Annotated in this window: 25 protein-coding genes and 1 tRNA gene; 12 read left to right on the forward strand and 14 right to left on the reverse strand. The window is 62.6% G+C overall.

Going from position 1 to position 22,421, the window contains the following annotated elements:
- Window positions 1-26: 26 nt before the first annotated feature.
- The 4 genes from M8997_RS10850 to M8997_RS10865 are packed head-to-tail and all read left to right on the forward strand — an operon-like array spanning window position 27 to window position 4,623.
- Window positions 27-1,658, forward strand: a complete 1,632-nt coding sequence (locus tag M8997_RS10850) for an iron ABC transporter permease (RefSeq protein ID WP_250020110.1) — start codon at window positions 27-29, stop codon at window positions 1,656-1,658.
- Window positions 1,646-2,719, forward strand: coding sequence for an ABC transporter ATP-binding protein (locus M8997_RS10855; RefSeq protein ID WP_250020060.1), 1,074 nt, complete (start codon window positions 1,646-1,648; stop codon window positions 2,717-2,719). Before M8997_RS10850 ends, M8997_RS10855 begins: the two co-directional genes overlap by 13 nt.
- A complete protein-coding gene (locus M8997_RS10860; RefSeq protein ID WP_250020109.1) occupies window positions 2,719-3,870 on the forward strand; it encodes an MBL fold metallo-hydrolase in 1,152 nt (383 codons plus the stop codon). Before M8997_RS10855 ends, M8997_RS10860 begins: the two co-directional genes overlap by 1 nt.
- A 9-nt stretch (window positions 3,871-3,879) precedes the next feature.
- Complete coding sequence (locus M8997_RS10865) at window positions 3,880-4,623, forward strand: 5'/3'-nucleotidase SurE (RefSeq protein ID WP_250020059.1); 744 nt, start codon at window positions 3,880-3,882, stop codon at window positions 4,621-4,623.
- On the opposite strand, the gene M8997_RS10870 is transcribed toward M8997_RS10865, so the two are convergent.
- A complete protein-coding gene (locus M8997_RS10870; RefSeq protein WP_250020058.1) occupies window positions 4,624-5,517 on the reverse strand; it encodes a DMT family transporter in 894 nt (297 codons plus the stop codon).
- 288 nt (window positions 5,518-5,805) lie between these two features.
- On the opposite strand from M8997_RS10870, the gene M8997_RS10875 reads away from it, so the two are divergent.
- Entirely contained in the window at window positions 5,806-7,032 is a 1,227-nt protein-coding gene (locus M8997_RS10875; protein ID WP_250020108.1) for a sodium:proton antiporter, read from the forward strand.
- A 15-nt stretch (window positions 7,033-7,047) separates the two neighbouring features.
- Window positions 7,048-7,491, forward strand: a complete 444-nt coding sequence (locus M8997_RS10880; protein WP_250020057.1) for a DUF3592 domain-containing protein — start codon at window positions 7,048-7,050, stop codon at window positions 7,489-7,491.
- Here the strand turns inward: M8997_RS10880 and M8997_RS10885 are convergent.
- A complete protein-coding gene (locus M8997_RS10885) occupies window positions 7,457-7,816 on the reverse strand; it encodes a winged helix-turn-helix domain-containing protein (RefSeq protein ID WP_250020056.1) in 360 nt (119 codons plus the stop codon). The two genes, M8997_RS10880 and M8997_RS10885, sit on opposite strands and share 35 nt — an antisense overlap.
- A 113-nt stretch (window positions 7,817-7,929) precedes the next feature.
- Between M8997_RS10885 and M8997_RS10890 the strand changes: the two genes are divergently transcribed.
- Both M8997_RS10890 and M8997_RS10895 read left to right on the forward strand, forming a co-directional pair.
- Window positions 7,930-8,436, forward strand: a complete 507-nt coding sequence (locus M8997_RS10890) for a GAF domain-containing protein (protein ID WP_250020055.1) — start codon at window positions 7,930-7,932, stop codon at window positions 8,434-8,436.
- Window positions 8,426-8,833 carry a DUF6314 family protein gene (locus M8997_RS10895; protein WP_250020054.1) on the forward strand — a complete coding sequence of 136 codons (408 nt, stop codon included), beginning with the start codon at window positions 8,426-8,428 and terminating at the stop codon, window positions 8,831-8,833. The genes M8997_RS10890 and M8997_RS10895 overlap by 11 nt, the downstream gene beginning before the upstream one ends.
- Window positions 8,834-8,839: 6 nt before the next feature.
- Here the strand turns inward: M8997_RS10895 and M8997_RS10900 are convergent, their stop codons facing one another.
- Window positions 8,840-9,727 (reverse strand): LysR substrate-binding domain-containing protein, encoded by an 888-nt coding sequence (locus M8997_RS10900; RefSeq protein WP_250020053.1) that lies wholly within the window; start codon window positions 9,725-9,727, stop codon window positions 8,840-8,842.
- A 60-nt stretch (window positions 9,728-9,787) separates the two neighbouring features.
- On the opposite strand from M8997_RS10900, the gene M8997_RS10905 reads away from it, so the two are divergent.
- Entirely contained in the window at window positions 9,788-10,825 is a 1,038-nt protein-coding gene (locus tag M8997_RS10905; RefSeq protein WP_250020052.1) for a putative sulfate exporter family transporter, read from the forward strand.
- A gap of 24 nt (window positions 10,826-10,849) precedes the next feature.
- On the opposite strand, the gene M8997_RS10910 is transcribed toward M8997_RS10905, so the two are convergent.
- From M8997_RS10910 to M8997_RS10935, 6 genes are all read right to left on the reverse strand, one after another.
- Window positions 10,850-11,011, reverse strand: a complete 162-nt coding sequence (locus M8997_RS10910; RefSeq protein WP_250020051.1) for a hypothetical protein — start codon at window positions 11,009-11,011, stop codon at window positions 10,850-10,852.
- A gap of 185 nt (window positions 11,012-11,196) precedes the next feature.
- Window positions 11,197-11,655, reverse strand: coding sequence for a hypothetical protein (locus tag M8997_RS10915; RefSeq protein WP_250020050.1), 459 nt, complete (start codon window positions 11,653-11,655; stop codon window positions 11,197-11,199).
- Entirely contained in the window at window positions 11,648-12,022 is a 375-nt protein-coding gene (locus M8997_RS10920; RefSeq protein WP_250020049.1) for a helix-turn-helix domain-containing protein, read from the reverse strand. The genes M8997_RS10915 and M8997_RS10920 overlap by 8 nt, the downstream gene beginning before the upstream one ends.
- On the reverse strand, window positions 12,006-12,509 hold the full coding sequence (locus M8997_RS10925) for a hypothetical protein (RefSeq protein WP_250020048.1): 504 nt from the start codon (window positions 12,507-12,509) through the stop codon (window positions 12,006-12,008). Before M8997_RS10925 ends, M8997_RS10920 begins: the two co-directional genes overlap by 17 nt.
- A 230-nt stretch (window positions 12,510-12,739) precedes the next feature.
- A tRNA-Arg gene (locus tag M8997_RS10930) sits at window positions 12,740-12,816 on the reverse strand.
- A 61-nt stretch (window positions 12,817-12,877) separates the two neighbouring features.
- Entirely contained in the window at window positions 12,878-14,047 is a 1,170-nt protein-coding gene (locus tag M8997_RS10935) for a M20 aminoacylase family protein (RefSeq protein WP_250020047.1), read from the reverse strand.
- A 153-nt stretch (window positions 14,048-14,200) separates the two neighbouring features.
- Here M8997_RS10935 and M8997_RS10940 point away from each other — a divergent pair, with 153 nt between their 5' ends.
- Both M8997_RS10940 and M8997_RS10945 read left to right on the forward strand, forming a co-directional pair.
- Window positions 14,201-15,334 carry a D-alanyl-D-alanine carboxypeptidase family protein gene (locus M8997_RS10940; protein ID WP_250020046.1) on the forward strand — a complete coding sequence of 378 codons (1,134 nt, stop codon included), beginning with the start codon at window positions 14,201-14,203 and terminating at the stop codon, window positions 15,332-15,334.
- On the forward strand, window positions 15,334-16,521 hold the full coding sequence (locus tag M8997_RS10945) for a GTP-binding protein (protein WP_250020045.1): 1,188 nt from the start codon (window positions 15,334-15,336) through the stop codon (window positions 16,519-16,521). The genes M8997_RS10940 and M8997_RS10945 overlap by 1 nt, the downstream gene beginning before the upstream one ends.
- A gap of 1 nt (window position 16,522) precedes the next feature.
- Here the strand turns inward: M8997_RS10945 and M8997_RS10950 are convergent, their stop codons facing one another.
- From M8997_RS10950 to M8997_RS10965, 4 genes are all read right to left on the reverse strand, one after another.
- Entirely contained in the window at window positions 16,523-16,750 is a 228-nt protein-coding gene (locus M8997_RS10950; protein WP_250020044.1) for a sulfurtransferase TusA family protein, read from the reverse strand.
- 4 nt (window positions 16,751-16,754) lie between these two features.
- Entirely contained in the window at window positions 16,755-18,008 is a 1,254-nt protein-coding gene (locus M8997_RS10955; protein WP_250020107.1) for a murein L,D-transpeptidase family protein, read from the reverse strand.
- Window positions 18,009-18,261: 253 nt separating this feature from the next.
- Window positions 18,262-18,537 carry an HU family DNA-binding protein gene (locus M8997_RS10960; protein ID WP_250020043.1) on the reverse strand — a complete coding sequence of 92 codons (276 nt, stop codon included), beginning with the start codon at window positions 18,535-18,537 and terminating at the stop codon, window positions 18,262-18,264.
- Between the two features lie 204 nt (window positions 18,538-18,741).
- Window positions 18,742-19,683, reverse strand: coding sequence for a LysR family transcriptional regulator (locus M8997_RS10965; RefSeq protein ID WP_250020042.1), 942 nt, complete (start codon window positions 19,681-19,683; stop codon window positions 18,742-18,744).
- Window positions 19,684-19,851: 168 nt separating this feature from the next.
- On the opposite strand from M8997_RS10965, the gene M8997_RS10970 reads away from it, so the two are divergent.
- On the forward strand, window positions 19,852-20,802 hold the full coding sequence (locus M8997_RS10970) for a ring-cleaving dioxygenase (protein ID WP_250020041.1): 951 nt from the start codon (window positions 19,852-19,854) through the stop codon (window positions 20,800-20,802).
- On the opposite strand, the gene M8997_RS10975 is transcribed toward M8997_RS10970, so the two are convergent.
- Window positions 20,789-22,345: a VOC family protein gene (locus M8997_RS10975; RefSeq protein ID WP_250020040.1), complete on the reverse strand. Its 1,557-nt coding sequence runs from the start codon at window positions 22,343-22,345 to the stop codon at window positions 20,789-20,791. The genes M8997_RS10970 and M8997_RS10975 overlap by 14 nt on opposite strands.
- Window positions 22,346-22,421: the final 76 nt, after the last annotated feature.

Here is a 22,421-nt window from a genome sequence, read left to right on the forward strand (position 1 = left end):
TTGCCGGCGTGGCGATCATCGTGGCGATGCTGTCCATCGTGCCGATGTTTCGTCTCGCATTCGAAATTGTCATGCCTCAGGGCAGCCTCTCGGCGGCCCCCACCATCGCCGCGCTCTCGGGTTCGGCCACCTGGACGGCGACGCTGCATTCGCTTCAGGTCGGCATTGGCGGCACCCTGCTTGCCGTCGTGCTCGGCACGGCGGTTGCGCTTCTCGTCAGCCTGACCGATGTGCGCGGCCGTGGCCCCTTCGTGCTTTTCTACGTCGTGCCGCTGCTGATCGCGCCGCAGGTGACCGCCCTTGCATGGCTGCAGCTTTTCGGCCCGGCGAGCCCCTTCCTGAAGCTTATCGGCATGGCGCCGCCGCTCGGCACCCGCAATCCGCTTTATTCGACCGGCGGCATCATCGCGCTGCTCGGCGTGCAATATGCGCCGCTGGTGTTCCTGATGGTGCGGGCAGGGCTGCGCAAGCTGCCGCGCGAACTGGTCGAGGCGGGCTTGAGCAGCGGCGCCGGGCGGTGGACGGTGGTCGGCACGATCATCCTGCCATTGATGACGCCTTCCATCATCGGGGCGACCGCCCTTGCCTTCGTCTCCTGCGTCGGGAATTTCGGCATTCCCGCCTTTCTCGGCATTCCCGCCGGCTATCTCGTCCTGCCGACATTGATCTATCAGCGGCTTGCAAGCGGCGGGCCCGCAGTATTGTCGGAGGTCGCCGTCCTCTCCATGCTGATCGGGCTGATCGCGATGGCGGGGATACTGGCGCAGGATTTCGCCGCCAGGCGGCGCGACTATCGTATCACATCCGCCTCTCTCACCGCCGCGCCATTCACGCTTGGAAAGTGGCGGCCGCTCGCCGAATTGCTGATGTGGCTGGTGGTCATCGTGGTGCTGGTCCTGCCGATCCTCGGACTGCTGCTGACCTCGCTCGTCGCGGCCTATGGCGTGCCGCTCACCATGAAGACGGTCACCCTCGCCAATTACGAGTTCGTCCTGTTCGAGCACGCGGCCGCCAGGCGCGCCTTCTTCAACAGCTTCGGCCTGTCATTGGCCGCCGCGGCCTTCGCCGTGGTGATCGCGGTGCCGCTCGCCTATCTCATCACCTGGCGCAAGCGCTGGTGGACACGTTTCCTCAATCTTTCCGCCGAGCTTCCCTATGCGCTGCCGGGCGTGGTGCTGGCCATCGCCTCGCTGCTGCTGTTTCTCAAGCCGCTGCCGGTGATCGGGCTCCACATCTACAATACGATCTGGATCATCCTCTATGCCTATCTTGCCCGCTTCCTGGTGCTTGCGCTGCGGCCGACCATCAGCGGGCTGCATCAGATCGACAGGTCGCTCGAAGAGGCGGCGCAGGTCGCCGGCGCCGGTCTGTATCGCCGCTTGCGGACCATCGTATTCCCGCTTGTCGCACCGGCGACGCTGGCGGGCGGCGTGCTGATATTCATGACCGCTTTCAGCGAATTGACGGTTTCGGCGCTGCTCTGGGCCTCCGGCTCGGAGACGATCGGCGTCGTCATCTTCTCGTTCGAACAGGGCGGCGATTCCAATTATGCCGCCGCGGTCTCGACCCTGACCGTGCTGGTCACCTTCGTGCTGATGCTCTTCACCAACCTCTTTGCACGGCATCTACCATCCGGAGTACTCCCATGGCGGGATTGAAGCTTGAAAACGTCACCAAGACATTCGGCGATCATGACGCCGTCTCGAATGTCTCCATGAATGTCGCCAATGGCGAGTTCGTTGCCGTGCTCGGCCCTTCGGGCTGCGGCAAGACCACGCTGCTGCGGCTGGTGGCGGGCTTCGAGCAATTGAACGCCGGGCAGATCATCGTCGGCGGCGAGGTGATGTCCGCGCCCGGGCAGAGCGTGCCGCCGGAACTGCGGCGCGTCGGCATCGTCTTCCAGAACTACGCGCTGTGGCCGCACATGACCGTGGCGGAAAATGTCGGCTACAGCCTGAAAGTCGCCAAGGTCGACAGGGCGACGCGGGAGAAGCGGGTGGCCGATGCGCTGGCACTGGTCGATCTGCAGGGTTATGGCGACCGCCGGCCGGCCAATCTTTCCGGCGGCCAACGCCAGCGCGTGGCGCTTGCGCGCTGCCTCGTATCCGCGCCGTCGCTGGTGCTATTCGATGAGCCGCTTGCCAATCTCGACGTGCATCTCCGCGCCGCGATGGAGGATGAATTCGCCGCCTTTCACAAGCGCACCGGCACGACGATCATCTACATCACCCACGACCAGGCGGAAGCCATGGCCCTCGCGGACCGGATTGCGGTGATGGATCGCGGCCGCCTGATCCAGTTCGCGACGCCGCGCGAACTCTACGAGGAGCCCGCAACGGAAATGGTCGCTTCCTTCATCGCGCAGGGCATGGTCGTACCGTGCGAAGTTCTCTCCAACGAGACGAACGGTCGCTGCCGGGTGCGGGTGCTGGGACAGGAGGCGGAATTCCGCTGCCGCAAAGGCCAAGGCGTGACCGCTGATGCAAAGGTGTGCATACGCTCGGCCGATATCAGCGCCGGCGGCGATGGCCCCATCGGCGTCATCGTCAGGCGCAGCGTCTACAAGGGCGGCGGCTCGCGCATCGAGGCAGTCGCCAAGGCGGATGAATCCGTCGACCTGCATTTCGAGCTCGCCGATCCGCACCGGCTGGAGGAGGGCGCCACCGCGCGCATTTCCATCGGGTCGGGCTGGGTCATACCCGCCGAGGGGGCAGCTTGATGCGCGTGGACTTCCATGGCGGCTTTGGTGAAAAGGGCCGCACCAGCCTCGGCATATCCGAGGGCAATTCAAACCTGCTTTTCGATGCCGGCATCAAGGTCGGCGCGAAGGGGCGCGACTACTACCCCATGATCGAGGCCGACGCCGCGGCGGCACTCGACGCGGTGTTCATCTCCCATGCGCATGAGGATCATATTGGCGGCCTGGCCTGGCTCTGGGCGCAGGGCTTTCGCGGCCGCATCGCCATGACGGCGGAAACTCTGGCCGAGATGCCGGCCATGCTCGCACAATATGGCGAGGCCGAGCATCTCGGCGCGCTGCCGGAGCTTGCGGCGCATGTCGAACTGTTCGAACCCGGCGACGATATCACCATAGGCGGCATCGAGGTCGGCACCGGCCGCTCCGGCCATGTCGCCGGCGGGGTCTGGTATGCGGCGAGGCTGGAGGGCAGGCGCATCGTCTACACCGCCGACATCGTTCCCGACAGCGCTGTCTTCGCCATGGACCCGATACCGGCCTGCGACCTGCTGGTCTTCGACGCCTCCTATGGCGATGACGCCATTTCAGGGGCGGATCGCGCCCATGCCATAAAGGCCTGGATAGAAGAACAGTCCAGCGGCTGCCTCCTGCCGGTACCGCTATCGGGCAAGCCATTGGAATTGATCGCCATCCTGCCGGAGCGCTTCGCCGTCCATGCGTCGATGCGCGACGCCATTGCGGCGCAGGTCTCCGCCGGCAATGCGCTGAAGCATGGCGCCCGCGCGCTGCTTGAGCGCAAGCTGCAACGGGCGGTGGACTGGTCGGACGGCGATGCGCTGCCCGATTGCCCCTTGCTGACCTTTGACGGCATGGGCAGCGCCGGCCCCTCGGTTGAAGCCATCGCCGCCGCCGCCGCGCAGGACTATCCCGTTCTGCTGACCGGCCATATTCCGGCCAATACGCCGGCAAGTTCGCTGCACGGGGCGGGCCGCGCGGCGTGGATCCGCCTGCCGACGCACCCGACGAGGCCGGCAAACGTGAAAATCTGGCACGAGGCCGGTCAGCCACTGGCGGTCGGCCATTCCTGCGAGCGTGGCGCGTTGCAAGCCCTGAAAGCGCATATGCCGAGGCTCGACGACGCCATTATATCCGGCGACCATCTGTTTCTGTGAGGCATGCGCATGCGAATACTCGTTTGTAACGACGATGGAATAGAGGCGCCGGGTCTCGGCGTGCTTGCCGAAGCTGCCGCCAGGATCAGCGACGATGTCTGGATCGTGGCGCCGGACGGCAAGCGCACTGCGGCAAGCGCATCCATAACGGTGGGCCGGCCGCTGGTGATGCGCGAGATCGAGCCGCGCCGCTTTTCCTGTTCGGGAACGCCGGCGGATTGCGTCGTGACCGCGATGACCTGGCTGTTCAAGGATCGGCAACGGCCCGACATCGTTCTGTCGGGCATCAATGATGGCCGGAATGTCGCCGAGGATATCGTCTATTCCGGCACGCTGGGCATTGCCCGCGAGGCATCGTTCTGGGGCGTGCCGGCGATCGGCTTTTCCCGCGTGAAGAATTTCGAACCCGGCGACGGCGATGTCGAATGGCTCGCCGCTTTCATCCGGGCCGCCTGGCAGCAGCGGCAGGACTGGGTGCTGGAGGGCCACTGGCTGGGCGTCAATCTCCCGCATTCATTGCCCGCTCCGATCCGGCAGCCGCGCATCGGCCGCGACAAGATCGCGACCCGCTCTGAAGTCACGGCCAGCGATGGCGACTTGACCACGCTCATCGTGCCGCGCGGCCGGGCGCACAGCACCGAAGCCGGCGACGAGAACGACCTTATAGATAGCGGCAATGTCTGTATCAACCGGCTGAACTGGTTCGGCCAGGCCGGGCTAGATCAGGCGTTCCTGGCGCGGCTTTCGGCCTGATCATCCGCGCCGGGCGACAAGGATGCCGCAGATGACGATGACGCCGCCGATCGCCTGAACGAGACCGATCGGCTCGCTGAGCAGGACCCAGGCGAGGATCGCTGCGACGACAGGCTGGAGCAGCAGCGTCAGCGAGGAGAAGGCCGGGGGAAGAAATGCCAGCGCGAAGGTGATCATGCCTTGCCCGCCCGCATGGGAGACGAAGGCGAGGCCGACCAGCATCGCCCAGCCGAACATTGTCAGCGGCAGGAGATCGGTTTCGAAGATCAGCGCGATCGGCAGCATGCACACCGCAGCCGTCGCCGTACTCCACAGCATGATCGTCCGCGTGGAAAAGCGCGAGCGCAGGCGGCCGATGACCAGAATATAGCCCGCATAGAACACCGCTGCGAAAGCGGCCGTCGCATCGCCGGCGAGGTGGCCGTCGCCAAGCGCGGCCGGCCCGCCCTTGAGCACGATGACGCCGACGACGGCAAGGGCGAGGCCCATCAGAAAGACGCCGCTGACCCTGGACCTGAACAGGAGCCAGCTGCCGAGCGTGACGAAGATCGGGGCCAGATTTGCCAGAAGGGTAGCGTTCGCGACAGACGTCATGTGGAGCGCGAGATGCCAGGCCGCGAGATCGGCGGCAAGGAAGACACCCGGGGCCGCCAGCCAGAAATAATCGGACAGGCCCTGCGGGCGGGCATTCCTGACAATGGCTCCCGCCGGATTGGGCCAAAGCAGCAGCGGCAGGAACGCGATCGCCACGCGCCAGAAGGCCGTGCCCATGGGCCCGACTTCCGACAGGCGAACGAAAATCGGCGAACCGCCGATGGCCATGCCGCCGAGCAGCAATGCTGCCAGGGCGAGATGATTGGTGGCTGGGGCAGCGTCGGACGAGGAAGTGGCCATGTCATGTTTCCGGATTGACCTCTCCTCTACAGCAATTGGCAGAGCGTGAATATTCAGATGATTTCAGCCATTCATTCATAAAATTGAAGAGCCGCCGCGTCTGGACCAGCGCTCCCGCCTGCCATGGTGGAACCAAAGCCGCTTCCGGAGGGTTTTTGAGCAGTCCCCACGAAGGAAAAACGCCATGGAAACCCTCACTGCCACCGTAAAGCCAGGCGATGCCGCGGGGGCGCCTTGACCTGTCGCCGGTCTTTTTCCGCGGCCCGGGCGTAACCGGCCATGCCGCCGCTGGACACCCACATTCTCCTCCTGGCGCTGTTTGGACTGGTCGTGCTGTTGACGGCGTGGCTGCCGATGGTGCTGAAGGATTATCCGCTTTCCCTGCCCATCATCTGCATCGCCTTCGGCACGATCTTCGTTTGGCCGCCATTATCCGGCGTTCTCGGAGAAAATCCGCTCGATAGCCGCTATATTACCGAGAAAGTCACGGAATTTGCGGTCATCATCTCGTTGATGGGCGCCGGGCTCAAGATCGACAGGATCTTCGGCTGGCGCAGCTGGCAGACGACGTGGCGGCTGCTGGCGATCTCCATGCCGCTGACGATCCTTGCGATCGCGGTGCTCGGCTGGAGCTATCTCGGGCTTGGCGTCGCCTCGGCATTGCTGCTGGGCGCCGCGCTCGCTCCGACCGATCCGGTGCTGGCCAGCGACGTTCAGGTCGGTCCGCCCCAGTCCGGCGAGGAGAAGGAGGTTCGCTTTGCGCTCACATCCGAGGCGGGGCTGAATGACGGGCTGAGCTTTCCCTTCGTGCATCTCGCCATAGCGATTGCCGGCATATCGGCCCATGACGGCGCGTGGTTCGGCCATTGGATGCTCTATGACGTCATCTGGCGGATCGGCGCAGGCGCGGGCATCGGCTGGGGCGTCGGCAAGATTCTCGGCTATCTGACATTCCGCCTGCCGCAACCGGCAAAGCTGGCGCGAACCGGCGACGGCTTCGTGGCGCTCGGCATAACCTGCCTCAGCTATGGGCTCGTCGAGATCGCGCATGGCTATGGCTTTATCGGCGTCTTCGTCGCCGCGCTGACGCTGCGCAATGCCGAGCGGGACAGCGGCTATCACGAAGACCTGCATGATTTCGCCGAGCAGATCGAGCGGCTGCTGATGATGGTCGTCCTCGTCTGCTTCGGCGCGGCCATCGCCGAGGGGACGGTGTTTGCGGCGCTCGACTGGCGCATCTTCGCCACGGCGCTCGCGATCATCTTTCTGGTGCGGCCGATCTGCGGCTGGATCGGGCTGATCGGCAGCCGCATACCGCCGCATGAGGCCGCCGCGATTTCGTTCTTCGGCATTCGCGGCCTCGGCTCCTTCTATTACCTCGCCTATGCGCTCGGCCATGCCGGCTTCGCCCGAGCGGATGTTCTCTGGGTGACGGTTTCGCTCGTAGTGCTGATCTCCATCATCCTGCACGGAATTGCGGTGACGCCGGTGATGCGTTATCTGGAACGCGGTTGAGGAATTCGGGACGCCATGAAAGCGACGGTCTGGCATAGAAGACTGCTCATTGCAGTCACCACTATCCTGTTCGGCGTGTTCGGCTTCTGCGTCATCCAGGAACGCCTCTTCATTCGCAATGCCGAACAGGCGGAGGGCCGGGTGGTCAGGCTGGAAGAGAAGCCGGGCAAGCGGCAGATGCTCTATTATCCGGTGGTGGAATTCCGCTCCGGTTCCGGCGAAGTGATCGAATTTTCCTCGGCATGGAGTTCATCGGAACCGACGAACAAAGCCGGCGACATCGTCAAGGTGTTCTATGATCCGGAAGATCCGCACTCGGCCCAGGTCGGCGACTGGCTGTCGCTCTGGGGCGGCGCGGCGATCGTCGGCGCACTTGCGCTGGTGTTCGCAGCGCTCACCTGCGGGCTTTATTACAGGGTCAGCTTCAATCGTCAGCGTCGGGCGCGCGGTTCGCGTTGATCCATTCGAAATCGCCCGCCAGCGCCTGATCCACCTTTTCCTGCATGGCGCGATAGCGCTGCAGCAATTCTTCGCCGAATGGCGTGACCGCGGCGCCTCCGCCCTGCCTGCCGCCGCGCTGGGAATCGACCACGGGCGCGGCGAACATCGCGTTCATGGCGCTGACGAGCAGCCAGGCGCGGCGATAGGACATGTCCATTGCCCTGCCGGCAGCGGAGATGGAGCCCGTCAGGCGGATGAGTTCGAGAAGCTGCATCTTGCCCGGGCCCAGGCGCTGCCTGTCGGGGAAATCGATGCGAACATGGGTCTTCAGGCCGCCTCGCACTTGCTCCCTCTCTTCATATTGACCGCAATGATCGAGACCCTATCTATAACGATCGAACTGTGATTGTACATGATCCGCGGCAGGGGCCGAAAAGCGAGACAGAGGAGCCAGCGATGTTTGCGGCACAAGAGATCGTCCAGGACGACAAATCCGAGTTCTATCGCGAGCTGGCGACACAGCTTGGCGCGCTTCTGGATGGCGAGAGCGACCCGACCGCCAATGCCGCCAATACCGCGGCGCTGATCTTCCAGATGGTGCCGGACCTGAACTGGGCCGGGTTCTATTTTCTCCGGCCGGAAGGCGAACTCGTCGTCGGGCCGTTCCAGGGCAAGCCGGCCTGCGTTCGCATCGCCATCGGCAGCGGCGTTTGCGGCACCGCCATGGAAAAGGGCGAATCCATCATCGTCGAAGACGTGCACGCCTTCCCCGGACATATCGCCTGCGATCCCGCCTCGCGCTCCGAACTTGTCGTGCCGCTGATCCATCGGGATCGGGTCTTCGGCGTGCTCGATCTCGACAGTCCCTCGCCGGGCCGCTTCGACGTCCTCGACCGGGCGGGTTTCGAGCAATTGGCCGCCATCTATGTCGCCGCCTGCAAATGGGAAGAACATGCCGGCTGACAACGCCGCGCCCCGCTATGAAGGCAGGTGGATGGTCCGCCGCCTTGTCATCGACTATCTGGCGAGGTCGAGTTACCGCTTCGCCGGTACGGCGACGATCGACGGCGGCAGCTTCGCCGAAACCGGAACCGTTTCACTCGGCGCAAACGAGTTTCCTGCGACGAGACAGTATGATCTCGTGGCGAAGGACACGGGCATCGAGGTGTTTTTCGCCGATGGCCGTCCGTTCATAACGCTTGCCGCGATGCCGGACCAGCGGGTGCATCATCTCTGCGGCGCCGATGATTATCGCGGGCGCTTCTTCTTTCGCGGCAATGACGAATGGGCGGAGCGCTGGCGCGTGATCGGGCCGAGGAAGAACTATGCGAGCCTCAGCCTCTACCGAAGGATGGCCTAGGCGCGATCAGCCCCGCGCCGTGCACAGGTCTTCCAGCATCTTCGACGCCTTGCTGCCGCGCCTTTCCTTGTGCCGCAGCATGCGGAAGCGGCGCGGCGGAAGATCGAACGACGCTACGCGGATCAAGCCTTGCTGGAGATAGGGCCGGGCGGCGGCGCCGGAAAGCGCGGCCGCGCAGCTGCCCGCCGCCACGGCGGCAAGCACGGCTTCATTGGAAGGCAGTGTCAGCGCCACCCGGAATTCGCGCGGATCGGCGCCCATTCTCGCTATGGCGGCGAGAAATTCCGAGCGCGTCCCCGAACCCTCCTCGCGAAAGACCCAGCTCGTCCGCTGCACGAGATCGTCGACGCCGAGCGGCTCGCCCGCCGCCCATGGATGATCCGGGGCGACGATGACGATCAGCCCGTCCTCGGCGATTTCGCGCGAGGCCAGCACGGGCGCGTCGAAAACCCCTTCGACAAAGCCCAGTTCCGCCTCGCCATTCAATACTGCCTCGGCGACCGAGCGGGTATTGCCGATCTTGAGGTCGATCTCGATGCCCGGATAGGACCGGTGAAAACGCATCAGGACCGGGGGTAGCCAGTAGCTCGCAATGGTCTGGCTCGCCCATAGCGCCAGCCGGCCCCGGCTGAGGCCGCCGAGTTCGGACAGCAGCAGTTCCGCCGAGCGCACGCGCGCCAATGTCGCCTTGGCCTCGCCGAGAAAATCGCGGCCGAGCTCGGTCAGTTCGATGCGGCGGCCGACACGATGGAAAAGCTCGACGCCATGGAAATTCTCGAGGTTCCTGATCGCGCTGCTGACGGCGGACGGCGTGAGATGGATATCGGCAGCGGCGCGGGTGAGATGCTCGCGCTCGGCGACGGCAACGAAGATGGCCAATTGTTCGAATGTCATGATCGTTCGATCCTATCGAATGATTTGTAGAATAATATTCGATGGAAGTCGATATATCGAGTGACCTATTCTTCAGGTACGATGCACAATGAAATTCCGTCCTGCAAAAACCTGATCAACTGCCTGCCTGGCATGGCCCTTTCCTTCGGCGTCGCCGCGGCCGCCTTTGTCGCGACGAAGGCCGAGTTCGCGCTTGCCGGTGCTGTCTGGCTGGGCGGGCCGATCCTGGCTATCGCGCTGGGGCTGGTCGTCGCCCAGGCGCTGGCGCCGGGCGGTCGCTTCGAGGCCGGAATAATGTTCAGTTCGAAGACCTTGCTCGAAGTCGCGATCGTGCTGCTCGGGGCTTCGATCAGCCTGCAGGCATTGCAGGGCGCCGGCCTGGCTCTCGTCGCCGGGATCACGCTGGCCGTGTTCGTCTCGATCGGCGTCAGCTATATGATCGGCCGCTGGATGGGCCTTGCGCCGAGGCTTGCCACGCTGATTGCCTGTGGCAATTCCATCTGCGGCAACTCGGCGATCGTCGCCGTCGCCCCGGTCATCAAGGCCGGGCGCGAGGAAATCGCCGCCGCGCTGGCGTTCACCGCGGTGCTGGGGATCGCCACGGTCTTCCTCCTGCCGCTGCTTTACGCCTATGCCGGAATGGGCGCATCGAAATACGGCGTTCTCGCGGGCATGACCGTCTATGCCGTGCCGCAGGTGCTGGCGGCCGCCGCTCCCGCGGGAGCGCTGAGCGTGCAGATCGGCACGCTGGTGAAACTCGTCCGCGTGTTGATGCTTGGTCCGGTCCTGATGGTTCTCGGAACGATCAGCAGGGATGCAGGCGCGCGGCGGTCGGCACCTGTCCTGCCCTGGTTCATCGTCGGCTTCGGGCTGATGATGGCGATGCAGTCGATGGGGCTCCTGCCGGATGCGGTTCAGAGGCCCGTCGCCGACGCGGCCGAAGCGCTGACGCTGGTGGCGATGGCGGCGCTTGGCCTGTCGGTGAATATCCGCACTATCGCCCATGCCGGCGGCAGGGTGATAGCCGCCGCCACGCTCTCTCTTGGGGCACTTGCCGCTATCGGCTATCTGCTGATCCTGGCGCTGCGGATTTCCTGAGCCGGCCACACTTACTGTGCGGGGTCACATGTCGCTGCGGTCATGATAGCCCGCGCGGGTCTGGCGATCCCGCGCCGTCTTCTCGGCTGCCGTCAGCCGCCGCCGCCTGGCCATGCCATAGGCGATGACGATGCCCAGGATGACGGGCCCACCCACGACGACGAAAAACCAGAAATATTCTGTCATCCACTCTCTCCGTTTGAAAACGAACCACGGAGCGAAAAGATGGTTCCGATGTGGAGCGATGGAGGGTGGTGATCCCGACTTCGGCGTACGGGCGATCCTACAAGTCATGTCAACCTTGTTGGAAAGCTAACGTGCTCCAGCATAATGAGCTGTAAGATACCCTCGCAATGCAAGCACAATGCGGACTATGGATTCGTTTCGTCTGGCTTCGAGGAGCCCGCAGAGGGCTTCTTGGGAGCGAACCGGAACGAACCGATCCTGGCAGTTTCTCCAGCAACCGACAAATCGACCACAATTATATCGCTTGGCTTTGCGAGAACACCTTGGAACTGAAAGTGCAGCATTGCGGTAACTACTTCCCGTTCTGATCGATCCGGAATTTCAGGAAGTATTTCTGACGCGATTTGCTTTTCCCGTTTATTTTTATCTATTTGGGTTATCGTTAACGATGGGCTTTCGCCTTTAAACTCAACTGGCATCGCCAGATAACAGGCTAAAGCGAATCTCGAAAGAACAATATCGCCATCGTCATCAACCTCGAATGTCCCCCGGTTTCGGGGATACACTCCGATATAACTTACCTGGTCCCCAAGTTCCGATCGAATATCTTCGCAGAAGACTACGTGTCCGGACAGGTCAGGCATCGTCAAACTCATAAATCACTTGCGAAAGGCTCTGAGACGGCGGAGTCTTTCCCAATATGGTTCTGAACTCATGTGGTTCGAAAAAGTTACAGTCACGTTCGTTGGTCTTCGGTTCGATATTGATCGTCACGGTATAGTCGAGTGCATAAACTATCTCGGCCAGCGATCTTAAGGTTAGATTGCTGTGTCCTGACAGCATACGATGCACTTGGGCGCGGCCAATGTCCAAGCGGTTGGCAATTTCTTGCAGAGTAAGTTTTCTTTTAGCCCGCTCGCAAAGAACAGCCTCTTGAAGCTGCGATCCAACATCGGAAATGAGGGCAGATGCTGCTTCCGCCTTCGGGTCTAGTTCAAAGAGATATGACATCGCTAACACGCGCTCCCGTCAGGCATTTGGGTTCATCCAAGTCTATCGTATCGCGAAAAGCACAAACCTCTCGTATCAAAGCGTCGTATCGCAGGGGACCGCTCTCTGGTTCCTTCAGCACTTCGATATGCTCCGCGCATATTGCCAGAAACCTGTCTCGCTGATGAAACCAACCAAAGAAGCGCAGGTCCGGAGTTTTCAGTTCGTAGACGTCGCTTTCCAAGGGCCGAAGCTGTCTAAACATCCGTGGTGTCGTAAAACTTCCCCCAAGGACAAACTTCTTCAACAGCGCATGAGCTTGTTCGCGCGGTTGACTGTTCAAATTGTCGATCGGTTTCATTTTGTGCAGCGGTCCCTTGATCCACTCGACAAGACCAGGAGATGCGTATAGCTCCCGAGAAGGAAACTCAAAGCGCGTTAGTTTGAACTGGATTCTTGCTAACACTCCCTCTCTTTCGAGTTGATGTATTGTTGCCATATAAGTCAACACACTTTTCTTATCAAGGCGCTAATTTTTCCAGATCGCGGCATTCAGAGTGCGAGTCGGACCATATACATTATTGAATTAAATTTGAAATATCGAACTGCCAGCGCCGTGGCAGCCCTTCGATGTGCAGGCTTGCGCTTGCCACCGAGTGTCGCAGAAGATCGATGGAAATCAGCTTCCGCCAGTCGCAACACGATGCAACATGAGTATCGGGCTGGGAGCGATGGAGGTGGTGATCCCGACTGGATTCGAACCAGTGGCCTACAGATTAGGAATCTGTCGCTCTATCCTACTGAGCTACGGGACCATCGGCCGAGACATACTGTTTTTCGTCGCAAAGGCCAAGTCCGAAGATGGCGAAAATGGCGTCAGGCGGCGGGCGCCAGTGCATTTTCCGCCAGCTGCACCCAATAGCTTATGCCGTGCGGGATGGCCTCGTCGTTGAAATCATAGGCGGGGTTGTGCAGCGATGCGCTGACGCCATTGCCGATGAAGATGAAGGCGCCGGGACGCGCTTCCAGCATGTAGGAGAAATCCTCGCCCGCCATCATCGGTGCGGCTTCATCGTCCACCAGACCGTCGCCGGCGACGGTGCGGGCGATTTTCGTGGCGAATTCCGTCTCGCGCCCGTGATTGAAGGTCACCGGATAATTGCGCATATATTCGACCTCGATCCTGCCGCCGAATGCCGAAGCCAGGCCCTCCGCCGCCTGCTTGATGCGCCGTTCGGCGAAGTCGCGCGATTCGGCGCGCAATGTCCGCACCGTTCCGGCCAGCTCGGCCTTTTCGGGGATGATGTTATGGGCGTCGCCCGCGTGGAATTTGGTGACGGACAGGACGATCGAATCCAGCGGATCGGTGCCGCGCGAAACGATCGTCTGCAGGGCGCCGACGAGCTGCGCGCCGATGACGACCGGATCGATGGTCGTATGCGGCTGCGCGGCGTGGCCGCCCTTGCCGTCGATGGTGATGTTGAATTCGTCGGTGGCGGCCATGATCGGGCCCTTGCAGATGGCGAATTCGCCGACGGCAAGGCCCGGAATATTGTGCATGCCATAGACTTCCGAAATGGCGAAGCGCTCCATCAAGCCGTCCTTGACCATCTCGCGGCCGCCGCCGCCGCCCTCTTCGGCGGGCTGGAAGATGATTGCGACCGAACCGCTGAAATTGCGCGTCTCCGCAAGGTAGCGCGCCGCCCCGAGCAGCATGGCCATGTGGCCGTCATGGCCGCAGGCGTGCATTTTTCCCGCTGTCCGCGATGCCCAGGGCTTGCCGGTGATCTCGACGAGCGGCAAGGCGTCCATGTCGGAGCGCAGCCCGATCGTCGCGCCTTCGCCGCGCGCGCCGCGTATGATGCCGACCACGCCGGTGCGGCCGATGCCGGTGACGATCTCGTCGCAGCCGAATTCCCGCAGCTTTTCCGCGACGAATTGCGCTGTCTGGTGCACGTCGAACATCAATTCCGGATGCTGGTGCAGATGGCGTCGCCACTGCGCAACTTCTTCCTGCATGTCGATGGCGCGATTGAGCAAGGGCATTCGGGGATCACTCCAGGTTCATTGCAATTTTTATGGCGATTAAAGGGCTTTGCCTTTTGCCTGCCACATAAGATAGATAAGGCCATTGCCGCCCCACGTGAAGCGCAGCATCGGCCGCCTTCCACGTTTATACAGACAGGCTGGGTTTCAGGAATGCGGAAAACTGTAGCACTTTTTCTACTTGGCGCGGCGTTGTCAACGCTTTCGGCCCCTGGCGCCGTTTCTTCGGCACGCGCCGAGGCGAATATCACCTTCGATGCCGGCACGGGCGAGATCCTGTCGCAAAAGGATGCGTTCCAGCGCTGGTATCCGGCTTCGCTGACGAAGCTGATGACCGTCTATGTCGCTTTCCGCATGCTGGAATCCGGCCAGGTCAGGCTCGACACGCCCGTGCGCATCACCGCGCTCGCCGCCAGGCAGCCGCCAAGCAAGATGGGCTACAAGGTCGGCTCGGAACTGACGCTCGACGACGCGCTGAAGATCATGATGGTGAAATCCGCCAATGACATCGCCATGGCCGTCGGCGAAACGCTGGGCGGTTCCTCGGAGAAGTTCGCGGCGCTGATGAACGAGGAGGCCCGGCGCATCGGGATGACCGGTTCGCATTTCGTCAATCCCAACGGGCTGCATTCCGACGATCATTATACGACGGCGCACGACCTTGCGATCATGACATGGCATCTGCGCCGCGATTATCCGCAATTCGCCCATTATTTCGATATCGAGGCGATCGATTACGGCGGCAAGAAACCGCAGCCCAATCTCAACGCGCTGATCGGCCGGTTCGAGGGCGCCGATGGCATGAAGACCGGCTTCGTCTGCCCTTCCGGCTATAATCTCATCGGCTCCGCAACGCGCAATGGCAGGACGATCGTCGCCGTGGTCCTCGGCGAATTGAAGCTTTCCTCGCGGGCGACCAAGGCCGCGGAGCTATTGGCAAAAGGCTTCGAGACGAGCGCCTCCGGGCGCGGCACCGGGCAGACCATCGAGACGCTGCAGCCCTATGGCGAGGCGACCAGGGATGTCGCGATCAACATGCGGCCCGAGGTCTGCTCCAAGACGTCCGGCTCGGACAGCTGGGACGGCAAGGATCTCGAGGGCCATATCGTCGCGGGCTCGCCCTATATGAAGCGCATGGACCGCCAGCCCGTGGCGGAGAAGGTGGCGCTGCTCCCGGCCAAGCTCAATGCGCTCGGCATGGAAATGAACCGCATTCCCGTGCCGAGACAGCGGCCGGAACGCGCCTTGAGCGATGCCGGCAATGCGGCTAGGGCCGCGATCAACTGATGGCTGCCGCGCCGATACCCGTTTCCGTGCTGACCGGCTTCCTCGGCGCCGGCAAGACGACGCTGCTGAACCGGCTGCTGAAGGACCCGGCGCTTTCCGATACCGCCGTGATCATCAACGAGTTCGGCGATGTCGGCATCGATCACCTGCTGGTGGAGAAGGCCAGCGAGGGCATTATCGAACTGTCCGATGGCTGCCTCTGCTGCACGGTTCGCGGCGAGCTCGTCGACACGCTGGCCGACCTGATCGACCGGCTGGAAACCGGAAGGATCAAACGGCTGAAGCGCGTCGTCATCGAGACGACAGGCCTCGCCGATCCGGCGCCGGTGCTGCATGCGATCATGGGCCACCCCGTATTGCTGCATGCCTACCGCCTCGACGGCGTGATCACCGCCATCGACCAGGTCAATGGCATGGCAACGCTGGATGCCCATGAGGAAGCCGTGAAACAGGCCGCCGTGGCCGATCGCATCGTCTTGACCAAGGGCGACCTGCGCCAGGCGGCGGGGCAGGGCAGGCTCCTGCGCGATCGGCTGGCCGATCTCAATCCCGGCGCCGAGATCATCGACGCGTCGGAACAGCGCGCCGGCTATGCCGGGCTGTTCGAATGCGGCGTCTACAATCCCGAGACCAAGACCGTCGATGTGCAGCGCTGGCTGAACAGCGAGGCCTATCGCGACAGGGACCGGGAGCGCGCCAGTCTCGATCACAGTCTCGATCACAGTCTCGATCATCACCACCATGATCATGATCATGATCACGACCATGGTTCGCACGATCATCACCATCATGACGTCACCCGGCACGACGCGTCGATCCGTTCGTTCTCGCTGACCCATGACCGGCCGATACCGCTGTCGGCGCTCGACATGTTCATCGACCTGCTGCGCTCGGCGCATGGCGAGAAGCTGCTGCGGGTGAAGGGCATTGTGCAATTGGAAGACGATCCGGAACATCCGCTCGTGCTGCATGGCGTCCAGCAGATATTCCATCCGCCGGCGCGGCTGCCGGCCTGGCCGGCCGGAAAGCGGGAAACGCGGCTGGTGATGATCGTCAAGGACCTGCCGGAAACCTATGTGCGGCAGCTGTTCGCGGCGTTCCTCAACGAGCCGCAGATCGACACGCCCGACCGGGCGGCGATGCAGGACAATCCGCTGGCAATTTCAGGCATGAAGCTTTCGCAGTAGGTCAGCCGCGCTCGATGTGGAAGCGGTGCCCGCCATCGACATTGACGGTTTCGATCAGGCGGTGGCCCTCGGTCATGCAGAAATTCGGCATGTCGATGACGGCGAGGGGATCGGTCGTCTCCACCCAGATACGCGCGCCGGGCGCAAAATCCTGTAATTTCCGCCGGGTCTTGAGCACCGGAAGCGGGCAGTTCAGCCCGCGCAGATCATAGATTTCCTGGTCCGTCATCGGCTTATTCGCCCATGATCTTCCACCAGGCCTTCTTGGCGGGGGCGGGCGTTTGCGTCGGTTGTGCCTGCGTCGGCTGTGCCTGCGTCTGGGCAGGCTGCGCCGGCGCAATCGACGCCGTGGTCTGCGGCGAAGTGCCCGGCGGCGTTGCCGTGGTCGCTGCGGTCTGGGAGGCTGGCCGGCTCATGCGGGTCCGCCTTCCTTCCTTTTCCTCTTTCGCCTTGTCGGCTGCGACAGCCGAAGCCAGCCGCACCATGACCTGCGGCTTCGAGGCAGAGCCCTCGTCCTGCGGCGAAAGCGATGGCGGCTCCATCGTCACCCGTTCGCCGCGGGCGCGGCGTGCGCTCCAGTCGGCGATGATCCGGGCTTCCTCGAGGCCCTTGATCGAGCGGCTCGGCGGCTGGGTCTTGCCCTTGCCGGCCATGGACGAGAAAGCGGATTCATAGGTGCTCTGATAGGATTGATAGGCCATGCGCAGCGATTCCGGCTGGTTCGCCGGCGGGCAGATGCTGGTGGCGGCTATCGGAGCATTGGGATCGGTCGTGTGGTTGAAGACATATTTCTTCTCGCACACATCCACCTTCGGCGGCACCTTGGTGATCTCGAAATGATCATAGCCTTCCTTCAGGTTCTTCCAGAAGGCGTAATTGGGGTCATCCTTGTAGCGCGCCATGTTGGCGGCGGTCATGCGGAACGGGAATGCCTGCAGCTGGATCGATTGCTGGCCGCCCTTGAAGGCGTCGCGCGCGAAGGCGTAGATCTGCGCCACCTGGGCATCCGTCATCGAGTAGCAGCCGGATGAAGAGCAGGCGCCGTGCACCATGAGGTTGGCGCCGGTGCGGCCAAGCGCACGGTCGAGCGCATTGGGGAAGCCGGTGTCGAACGAGAGGTAATAGTTGGATTTCGGATTCATGTGGGCGGGACGGACGGCGTAGAAGCCTTCCGGTGCCTGGCGGTCGCCTTCGATGAACTTGGGACCGAGCTTGCCCGACCATTTGCAGATCTGGTAGCTGGTCACCATGTCGTAGCGGCCATTGTCCTTCTGCTTCCAGATCTCGAGGACATTCTCTTCCTTGAAGATGCGGACCATGATCGGCGATGTCGTCGTCATGCCCTTGGTCTTCATCACCTTCACCAGCTTGGGCGGGATGGGCGTGTTCGCGCCATTCGGAACCATGTCGTCGATCGACGATCCCTGGCAGCCGGCAAGGAAGAGCGTGAGCATCAGGGGCGCAAGGATCTTGGTCGGTATCTTCATCGCTTCAACTGTTGCAGTGGCCACAAAAACGTCCGTCTGGTCGGTTCGACCGCGGGTCCAATCTACTAAATGCACCCGTTATAGTTGATAAAGACTTACTGCGACCACACAAATTCGCGATCACGCAGATGTCCCCTGTCATGGAGTGAGGGCGGATTTATGGCGAAGCAGCGGATGATTTTTAACCTAAAGCGGCAAAATTAAAAAGGCGGCACAAAGGCCGCCTTGTTAATTTATGCCATTGATCGCGACATTAGCCGTTGAGCGCATCCTTGAGCGCCTTTGCGGGCTGGAACGCGACCTTCTTGGAAGCTGCAATCTTGATGGTTGCGCCTGTTGCAGGGTTGCGGCCTTCACGAGCAGCGCGCGCCTGTACCTTGAACTTGCCAAAGCCTGGCAGCGAAACTTCATCGCCAGCTACAACTGAATCGGTGATGTTTTTAAGAATGCTGTCAACAATCGCCTTTGACTGAACCTTTGTAAGACCCTGATCAGCTACGAGCTTTTCAACGAGATCGGACGTATTCATTTGGCGGTTTCCTCAGTATATTCGTTGATCGGAGGGGTCTGTATGGCATGGGGCGGCCGGTCTGTCATCAGCAGCACAACCCAAAATGCACGTTTATACCCAGTGTTTACGGGGTTTTTTCGCAAAGTGACGCCAAAAACCGCTCCATGCGCGCGTCGGTCGCCGCCGGGCAGGGTCAAGTGATTCGGCTTGCCTGTATCGCATTCAGCTGCCGGAAGCCGGTGACTGCGCGCTGAGGCGCCAGATCGGCGGGTTGCCGATATGGCGGACCACATGGTCGATGAAGGCGCGAACTTTCGGCGGAACGTGGCGTGTCGGCGGGTACACCGCATGGATCGCATAGGGTATCGGCGTGGCGCCCGGCAGGGCGGGGATCAACGTTCCGTTGCGCAGGGACTCGGCGGCGATGAACATGGGCAGCAGCGCCAGGCCAAGCCCCGCAACGGCCATGTCGCGCATCACCTCGCCATTATTGGTGACGATCCTGCCGCGCATCGCAACCGCGATCGGTTCGTGCGGATCTGCCGGATTCTCGAATTGCCAGAGCTGGCTCGTATTGACGTTGGAATAATCGATGCAGCTATAATCGCCGAGCGCCTCGATCGATTGCGGCAGGCCGTGTTCGCGCGCGAAGGACGGGCTGCAACAGACGATCCGCGGGTCCTCGCAGAGCTTGCGGGCGACGAGGCTGGAATCCTTCAGCACCCCGATGCGGATGCCGACATCATAGCCGCCGCGGACGAGGTCGGTCATGCGGTCGTCGAACTCCACGGCCAGTTCCAGCTCGCCGTACTGGCGGGCGAAGTCGGCGATCATCCTGCCGAGATAGAGCGTGCCGAAGGTCATCGGCGCGGTGATGCGCAGCGTGCCCCGCACGGCGCCGCTGCGCCGGCCGGCGGTCTCGGCAGCGTCCATGATGTCCTTCACCAGCGGGCGAACCTGCTCCATGAAATCCACCGCATGCGCCGAAGGCAGCAGCTTGCGCGGCGATCGCTGGAAGAATTCGACGCCAAGCGCGGCCTCGAGATCGGCTATCCGCTTGCTGACCACGGATTTCGACAGGTTGAGCCGTGCCGCGGAAGCCGTGATGCTGCCGGTTTCCATCACGTCGAGAAAAGTGAGAAGATCGTCAAAACGCCAGTTCATGGTGCGACTGTATCGCACAAGATCGACCGGGAACAGCGCAAACAGCGCTTATGGTTCGATGCTGTCGAACCCGGATACGGAATTTGCGGGCTTTATGCGGCGCCCGGAAGCCTCGATATTGCAGCCAACGGCAATATTGCCCGGCCCAATCGAACCAAGGAGGCTCTCATGAGCTTGCAACTGACGGGAATTCATCATCTGACCGCGATCACGGCCAATGCGCCGGAGAATGTGCGGTTCTACACGCAGACCCTCGGCCTGCGGCTGGTCAAGAAGACGGTCAACCAGGACGATACGAGCGCCTATCATCTGTTCTATGCGGATGGAAAGGCGACGCCCGGCACCGATCTTACGTTCTTCGACTGGCCGGCGACGCCTGAACGCCGGGGCACGCACAGCATCGCCCGCACGGGCCTGAGGGTCGGCAGCCGCGCCAGCCTCGACTGGTGGAAGGCACGGTTCGCGCAGCTCGGCGTGACATCGGGCGAGGTCACCGAAACCGGCGGCCACGCATCGCTCGATTTCGAGGATGCGGAAGGCCAGAGGTTCCGCCTCGTCGATGATGGCGGCAGCGGCGAAGCCTATCCCTGGGACAGGAGCCCGGTGCCGGCGGAGCATCAGATCAGGGGGTTGGGACCCATCGTGATCAGCGTGCCGGACATAACCAATACGGAAGCCATCCTCGTGCACATCATGAACATGAGCAAGGTGCGGGAATATCCGTCGCCGGACGGCGAAGGGGATGTGCATGTGTTCGCCATGGGCGAGGGCGGCCCGGCGGCCGAACTTCACGTGGCGGTCCAACCCAAGCTTCCCGCCGCGCGGCAGGGCGCCGGAGCGGTGCATCACGTGGCCTTCCGCGCGCCCGACATCGCCCAGCTGCATGAATGGACCGAGCGGCTGAAGAGCTTCCGCGTGCCTTCCAGCGGCGAGGTGGAGCGCTATTACTTCCGCTCGCTCTATTTCAGGGAGCCGAACGGCATCCTGTTCGAGATCGCAACGGATGGACCCGGCTTTACCGTCGACGAGCCATTGGAGACGCTGGGCGAGGCTCTGTCGCTGCCGCCATTCCTGGAGCCGAAGCGCGAAGCCATCGAAGCCGGCCTCAAGCCGCTCTGAAGCCCGCCAGCCACGACCGGACCGCCTCGATATCGAGCGGTCCGGTCTCGTGCCCCGCATCGATCCTCAATGTGTCGATCTCTGCGCCTGCGGCCCGCAAATCCGCCTCTAGGCCGGCGGCGTGGGCGCCGAAGACGTCATGTTCGCCGACCACCATCAGGATTTTCGCGCCCGACAGATCCGCCCCGGGCGTCTCCTTAAGCACCTTCCCCGCACGAAGCAGCACGGCGTTGTTCACGAGGCCGGGGTGAAGCTGCATCATCGCCGCGAGCAGGTTTGCGCCATTCGAATAGCCGATGAAAACGGTGCGGTCGAGATCGAGCCCATAGGCCTCCACCGCGCCTTCGACGAAGGCATTGAATGCCTCGGCTTCGGAGCGGATGTCGGCCTGGTCGAAGCTCAGCGGGCCATAGCGGCGGAACCAGCGGGCGATGCCCTCCTCGGTGCTGCGGCCGCGCAGGCCGATCAGCCTTGCCCCGGGTGCGGCGGCTGCCGCCAGCGGCATGAGGCTGGTCTCGCTTCCCGCCGAGCCATGCAGCAGCACGAGCGTCAGATCCTCGGCCTCCTCCGGCAGATGGACACGGTGGATGAACGGCAGGTCGCGGTAGATGAATCTTTTCTCGCCGGGCATCCCGAACTGGGGCAGGACGATGCGGAAATTCTCCGCCTCGGCCTCGAAATGCGGCGGGATGAACAGCTTCGTTCCGAGCGTTTCATAGGGCTCGTCCAGCAGCATGCCCGGCCCGTCCGAGGCGAGCTCGAGCAGGCTGCCGCCCGGTTCGCGCACATAGATCGAATGGAAATATTTGCGGTCATGTATGGCGGTGGCATCGGCCCCATCCGCGATCAACCTGTCGAAGACGGTCGAGACCGCCGCAATGTCGTCGGCGCGAAAGGCGATGTGGTCGATCGTACCGGTGCCCGGCGCCGAGCTCCAGAAGCCGGAGGCATCGCGCACGTCGACATGGTCTCCGGCCGGCGAGGTCAGGCGGGTGATGGTGCCGCTCTGCTCCCGTGCATCGCAACCGAAATAATGCTGGAGGAATTGCGCGGTCGCTTCCGGCTGCTCCGTCAGCACCGTTGCGGCATGGATGGAGCGGATCGCGCTTTCGGCGGGGATGCCGCTGCCCGTCCATGGCTCCGTGGCTCGTGCCTGCCGCACGCCGACGAGCTTGACGATGACGCCGTCGGGATCGTGAAAGCGCAGGACGGGTTCGCCGAATTCCTGCGCGGGACCGGTGACGGCGACATTATGGGTCATCGCCCGTGTCAGCCAGTAGCCGATGCTTTCCAGCGGTACCGCCAGCGCGATCTCGCTGGGCTGGCCGTAACCGACGCGGCCGGGCGAGCCGTCTTCCCAGACGAGGAAGGTGACCAGCGTGCCGGGCGAGCCGATCGCATCGCCATAAATCAGGTGCAGCTGCGCCGCATCCTCGAAGCCGCCGGTGCGCTTGACGAGCCGCAGCCCGAGAAACCCGGCATAGAAATCGACATTGGCCTGAACCTTGCGCGCGATCAGCGTGATGTGGTGAATGCCGGCCATGGAAGCGTCCTCGTTGCTGGCCGGAGTGATAGGGAGAATGTCCCCGGCGCGCAACTCGCAAGGTCTGGGCGGAAGG

It is taken from the genome of Phyllobacterium sp. 21LDTY02-6 (assembly GCF_023554255.2).
In the GTDB taxonomy this organism is placed as follows: Bacteria; Pseudomonadota; Alphaproteobacteria; order Rhizobiales; family Rhizobiaceae; genus Phyllobacterium.

Excerpts from the sequence above, each read along its gene's own strand:
- M8997_RS10850 (WP_250020110.1), top strand. The coding sequence starts at position 27 with ATGCTGTCCATCGTGCCGATGTTTCGTCTCGCATTCGAAATTGTCATG.
- M8997_RS10855 (WP_250020060.1), top strand. The coding sequence starts at position 1,646 with ATGGCGGGATTGAAGCTTGAAAACGTCACCAAGACATTCGGCGATCAT.
- M8997_RS10860 (WP_250020109.1), top strand. The coding sequence starts at position 2,719 with ATGCGCGTGGACTTCCATGGCGGCTTTGGTGAAAAGGGCCGCACCAGC.
- M8997_RS10865 (WP_250020059.1), top strand. The coding sequence starts at position 3,880 with ATGCGAATACTCGTTTGTAACGACGATGGAATAGAGGCGCCGGGTCTC.
- M8997_RS10870 (WP_250020058.1), bottom strand. The coding sequence starts at position 5,517 with ATGGCCACTTCCTCGTCCGACGCTGCCCCAGCCACCAATCATCTCGCC.
- M8997_RS10880 (WP_250020057.1), top strand. The coding sequence starts at position 7,048 with ATGAAAGCGACGGTCTGGCATAGAAGACTGCTCATTGCAGTCACCACT.
- M8997_RS10890 (WP_250020055.1), top strand. The coding sequence starts at position 7,930 with ATGTTTGCGGCACAAGAGATCGTCCAGGACGACAAATCCGAGTTCTAT.
- M8997_RS10895 (WP_250020054.1), top strand. The coding sequence starts at position 8,426 with ATGCCGGCTGACAACGCCGCGCCCCGCTATGAAGGCAGGTGGATGGTC.
- M8997_RS10900 (WP_250020053.1), bottom strand. The coding sequence starts at position 9,727 with ATGACATTCGAACAATTGGCCATCTTCGTTGCCGTCGCCGAGCGCGAG.
- M8997_RS10910 (WP_250020051.1), bottom strand. The coding sequence starts at position 11,011 with ATGACAGAATATTTCTGGTTTTTCGTCGTCGTGGGTGGGCCCGTCATC.
- M8997_RS10915 (WP_250020050.1), bottom strand. The coding sequence starts at position 11,655 with ATGCCTGACCTGTCCGGACACGTAGTCTTCTGCGAAGATATTCGATCG.
- M8997_RS10920 (WP_250020049.1), bottom strand. The coding sequence starts at position 12,022 with ATGTCATATCTCTTTGAACTAGACCCGAAGGCGGAAGCAGCATCTGCC.
- M8997_RS10935 (WP_250020047.1), bottom strand. The coding sequence starts at position 14,047 with ATGCCCTTGCTCAATCGCGCCATCGACATGCAGGAAGAAGTTGCGCAG.
- M8997_RS10940 (WP_250020046.1), top strand. The coding sequence starts at position 14,201 with ATGCGGAAAACTGTAGCACTTTTTCTACTTGGCGCGGCGTTGTCAACG.
- M8997_RS10945 (WP_250020045.1), top strand. The coding sequence starts at position 15,334 with ATGGCTGCCGCGCCGATACCCGTTTCCGTGCTGACCGGCTTCCTCGGC.
- M8997_RS10950 (WP_250020044.1), bottom strand. The coding sequence starts at position 16,750 with ATGACGGACCAGGAAATCTATGATCTGCGCGGGCTGAACTGCCCGCTT.
- M8997_RS10955 (WP_250020107.1), bottom strand. The coding sequence starts at position 18,008 with ATGAAGATACCGACCAAGATCCTTGCGCCCCTGATGCTCACGCTCTTC.
- M8997_RS10960 (WP_250020043.1), bottom strand. The coding sequence starts at position 18,537 with ATGAATACGTCCGATCTCGTTGAAAAGCTCGTAGCTGATCAGGGTCTT.
- M8997_RS10965 (WP_250020042.1), bottom strand. The coding sequence starts at position 19,683 with ATGAACTGGCGTTTTGACGATCTTCTCACTTTTCTCGACGTGATGGAA.
- M8997_RS10970 (WP_250020041.1), top strand. The coding sequence starts at position 19,852 with ATGAGCTTGCAACTGACGGGAATTCATCATCTGACCGCGATCACGGCC.
- M8997_RS10975 (WP_250020040.1), bottom strand. The coding sequence starts at position 22,345 with ATGGCCGGCATTCACCACATCACGCTGATCGCGCGCAAGGTTCAGGCC.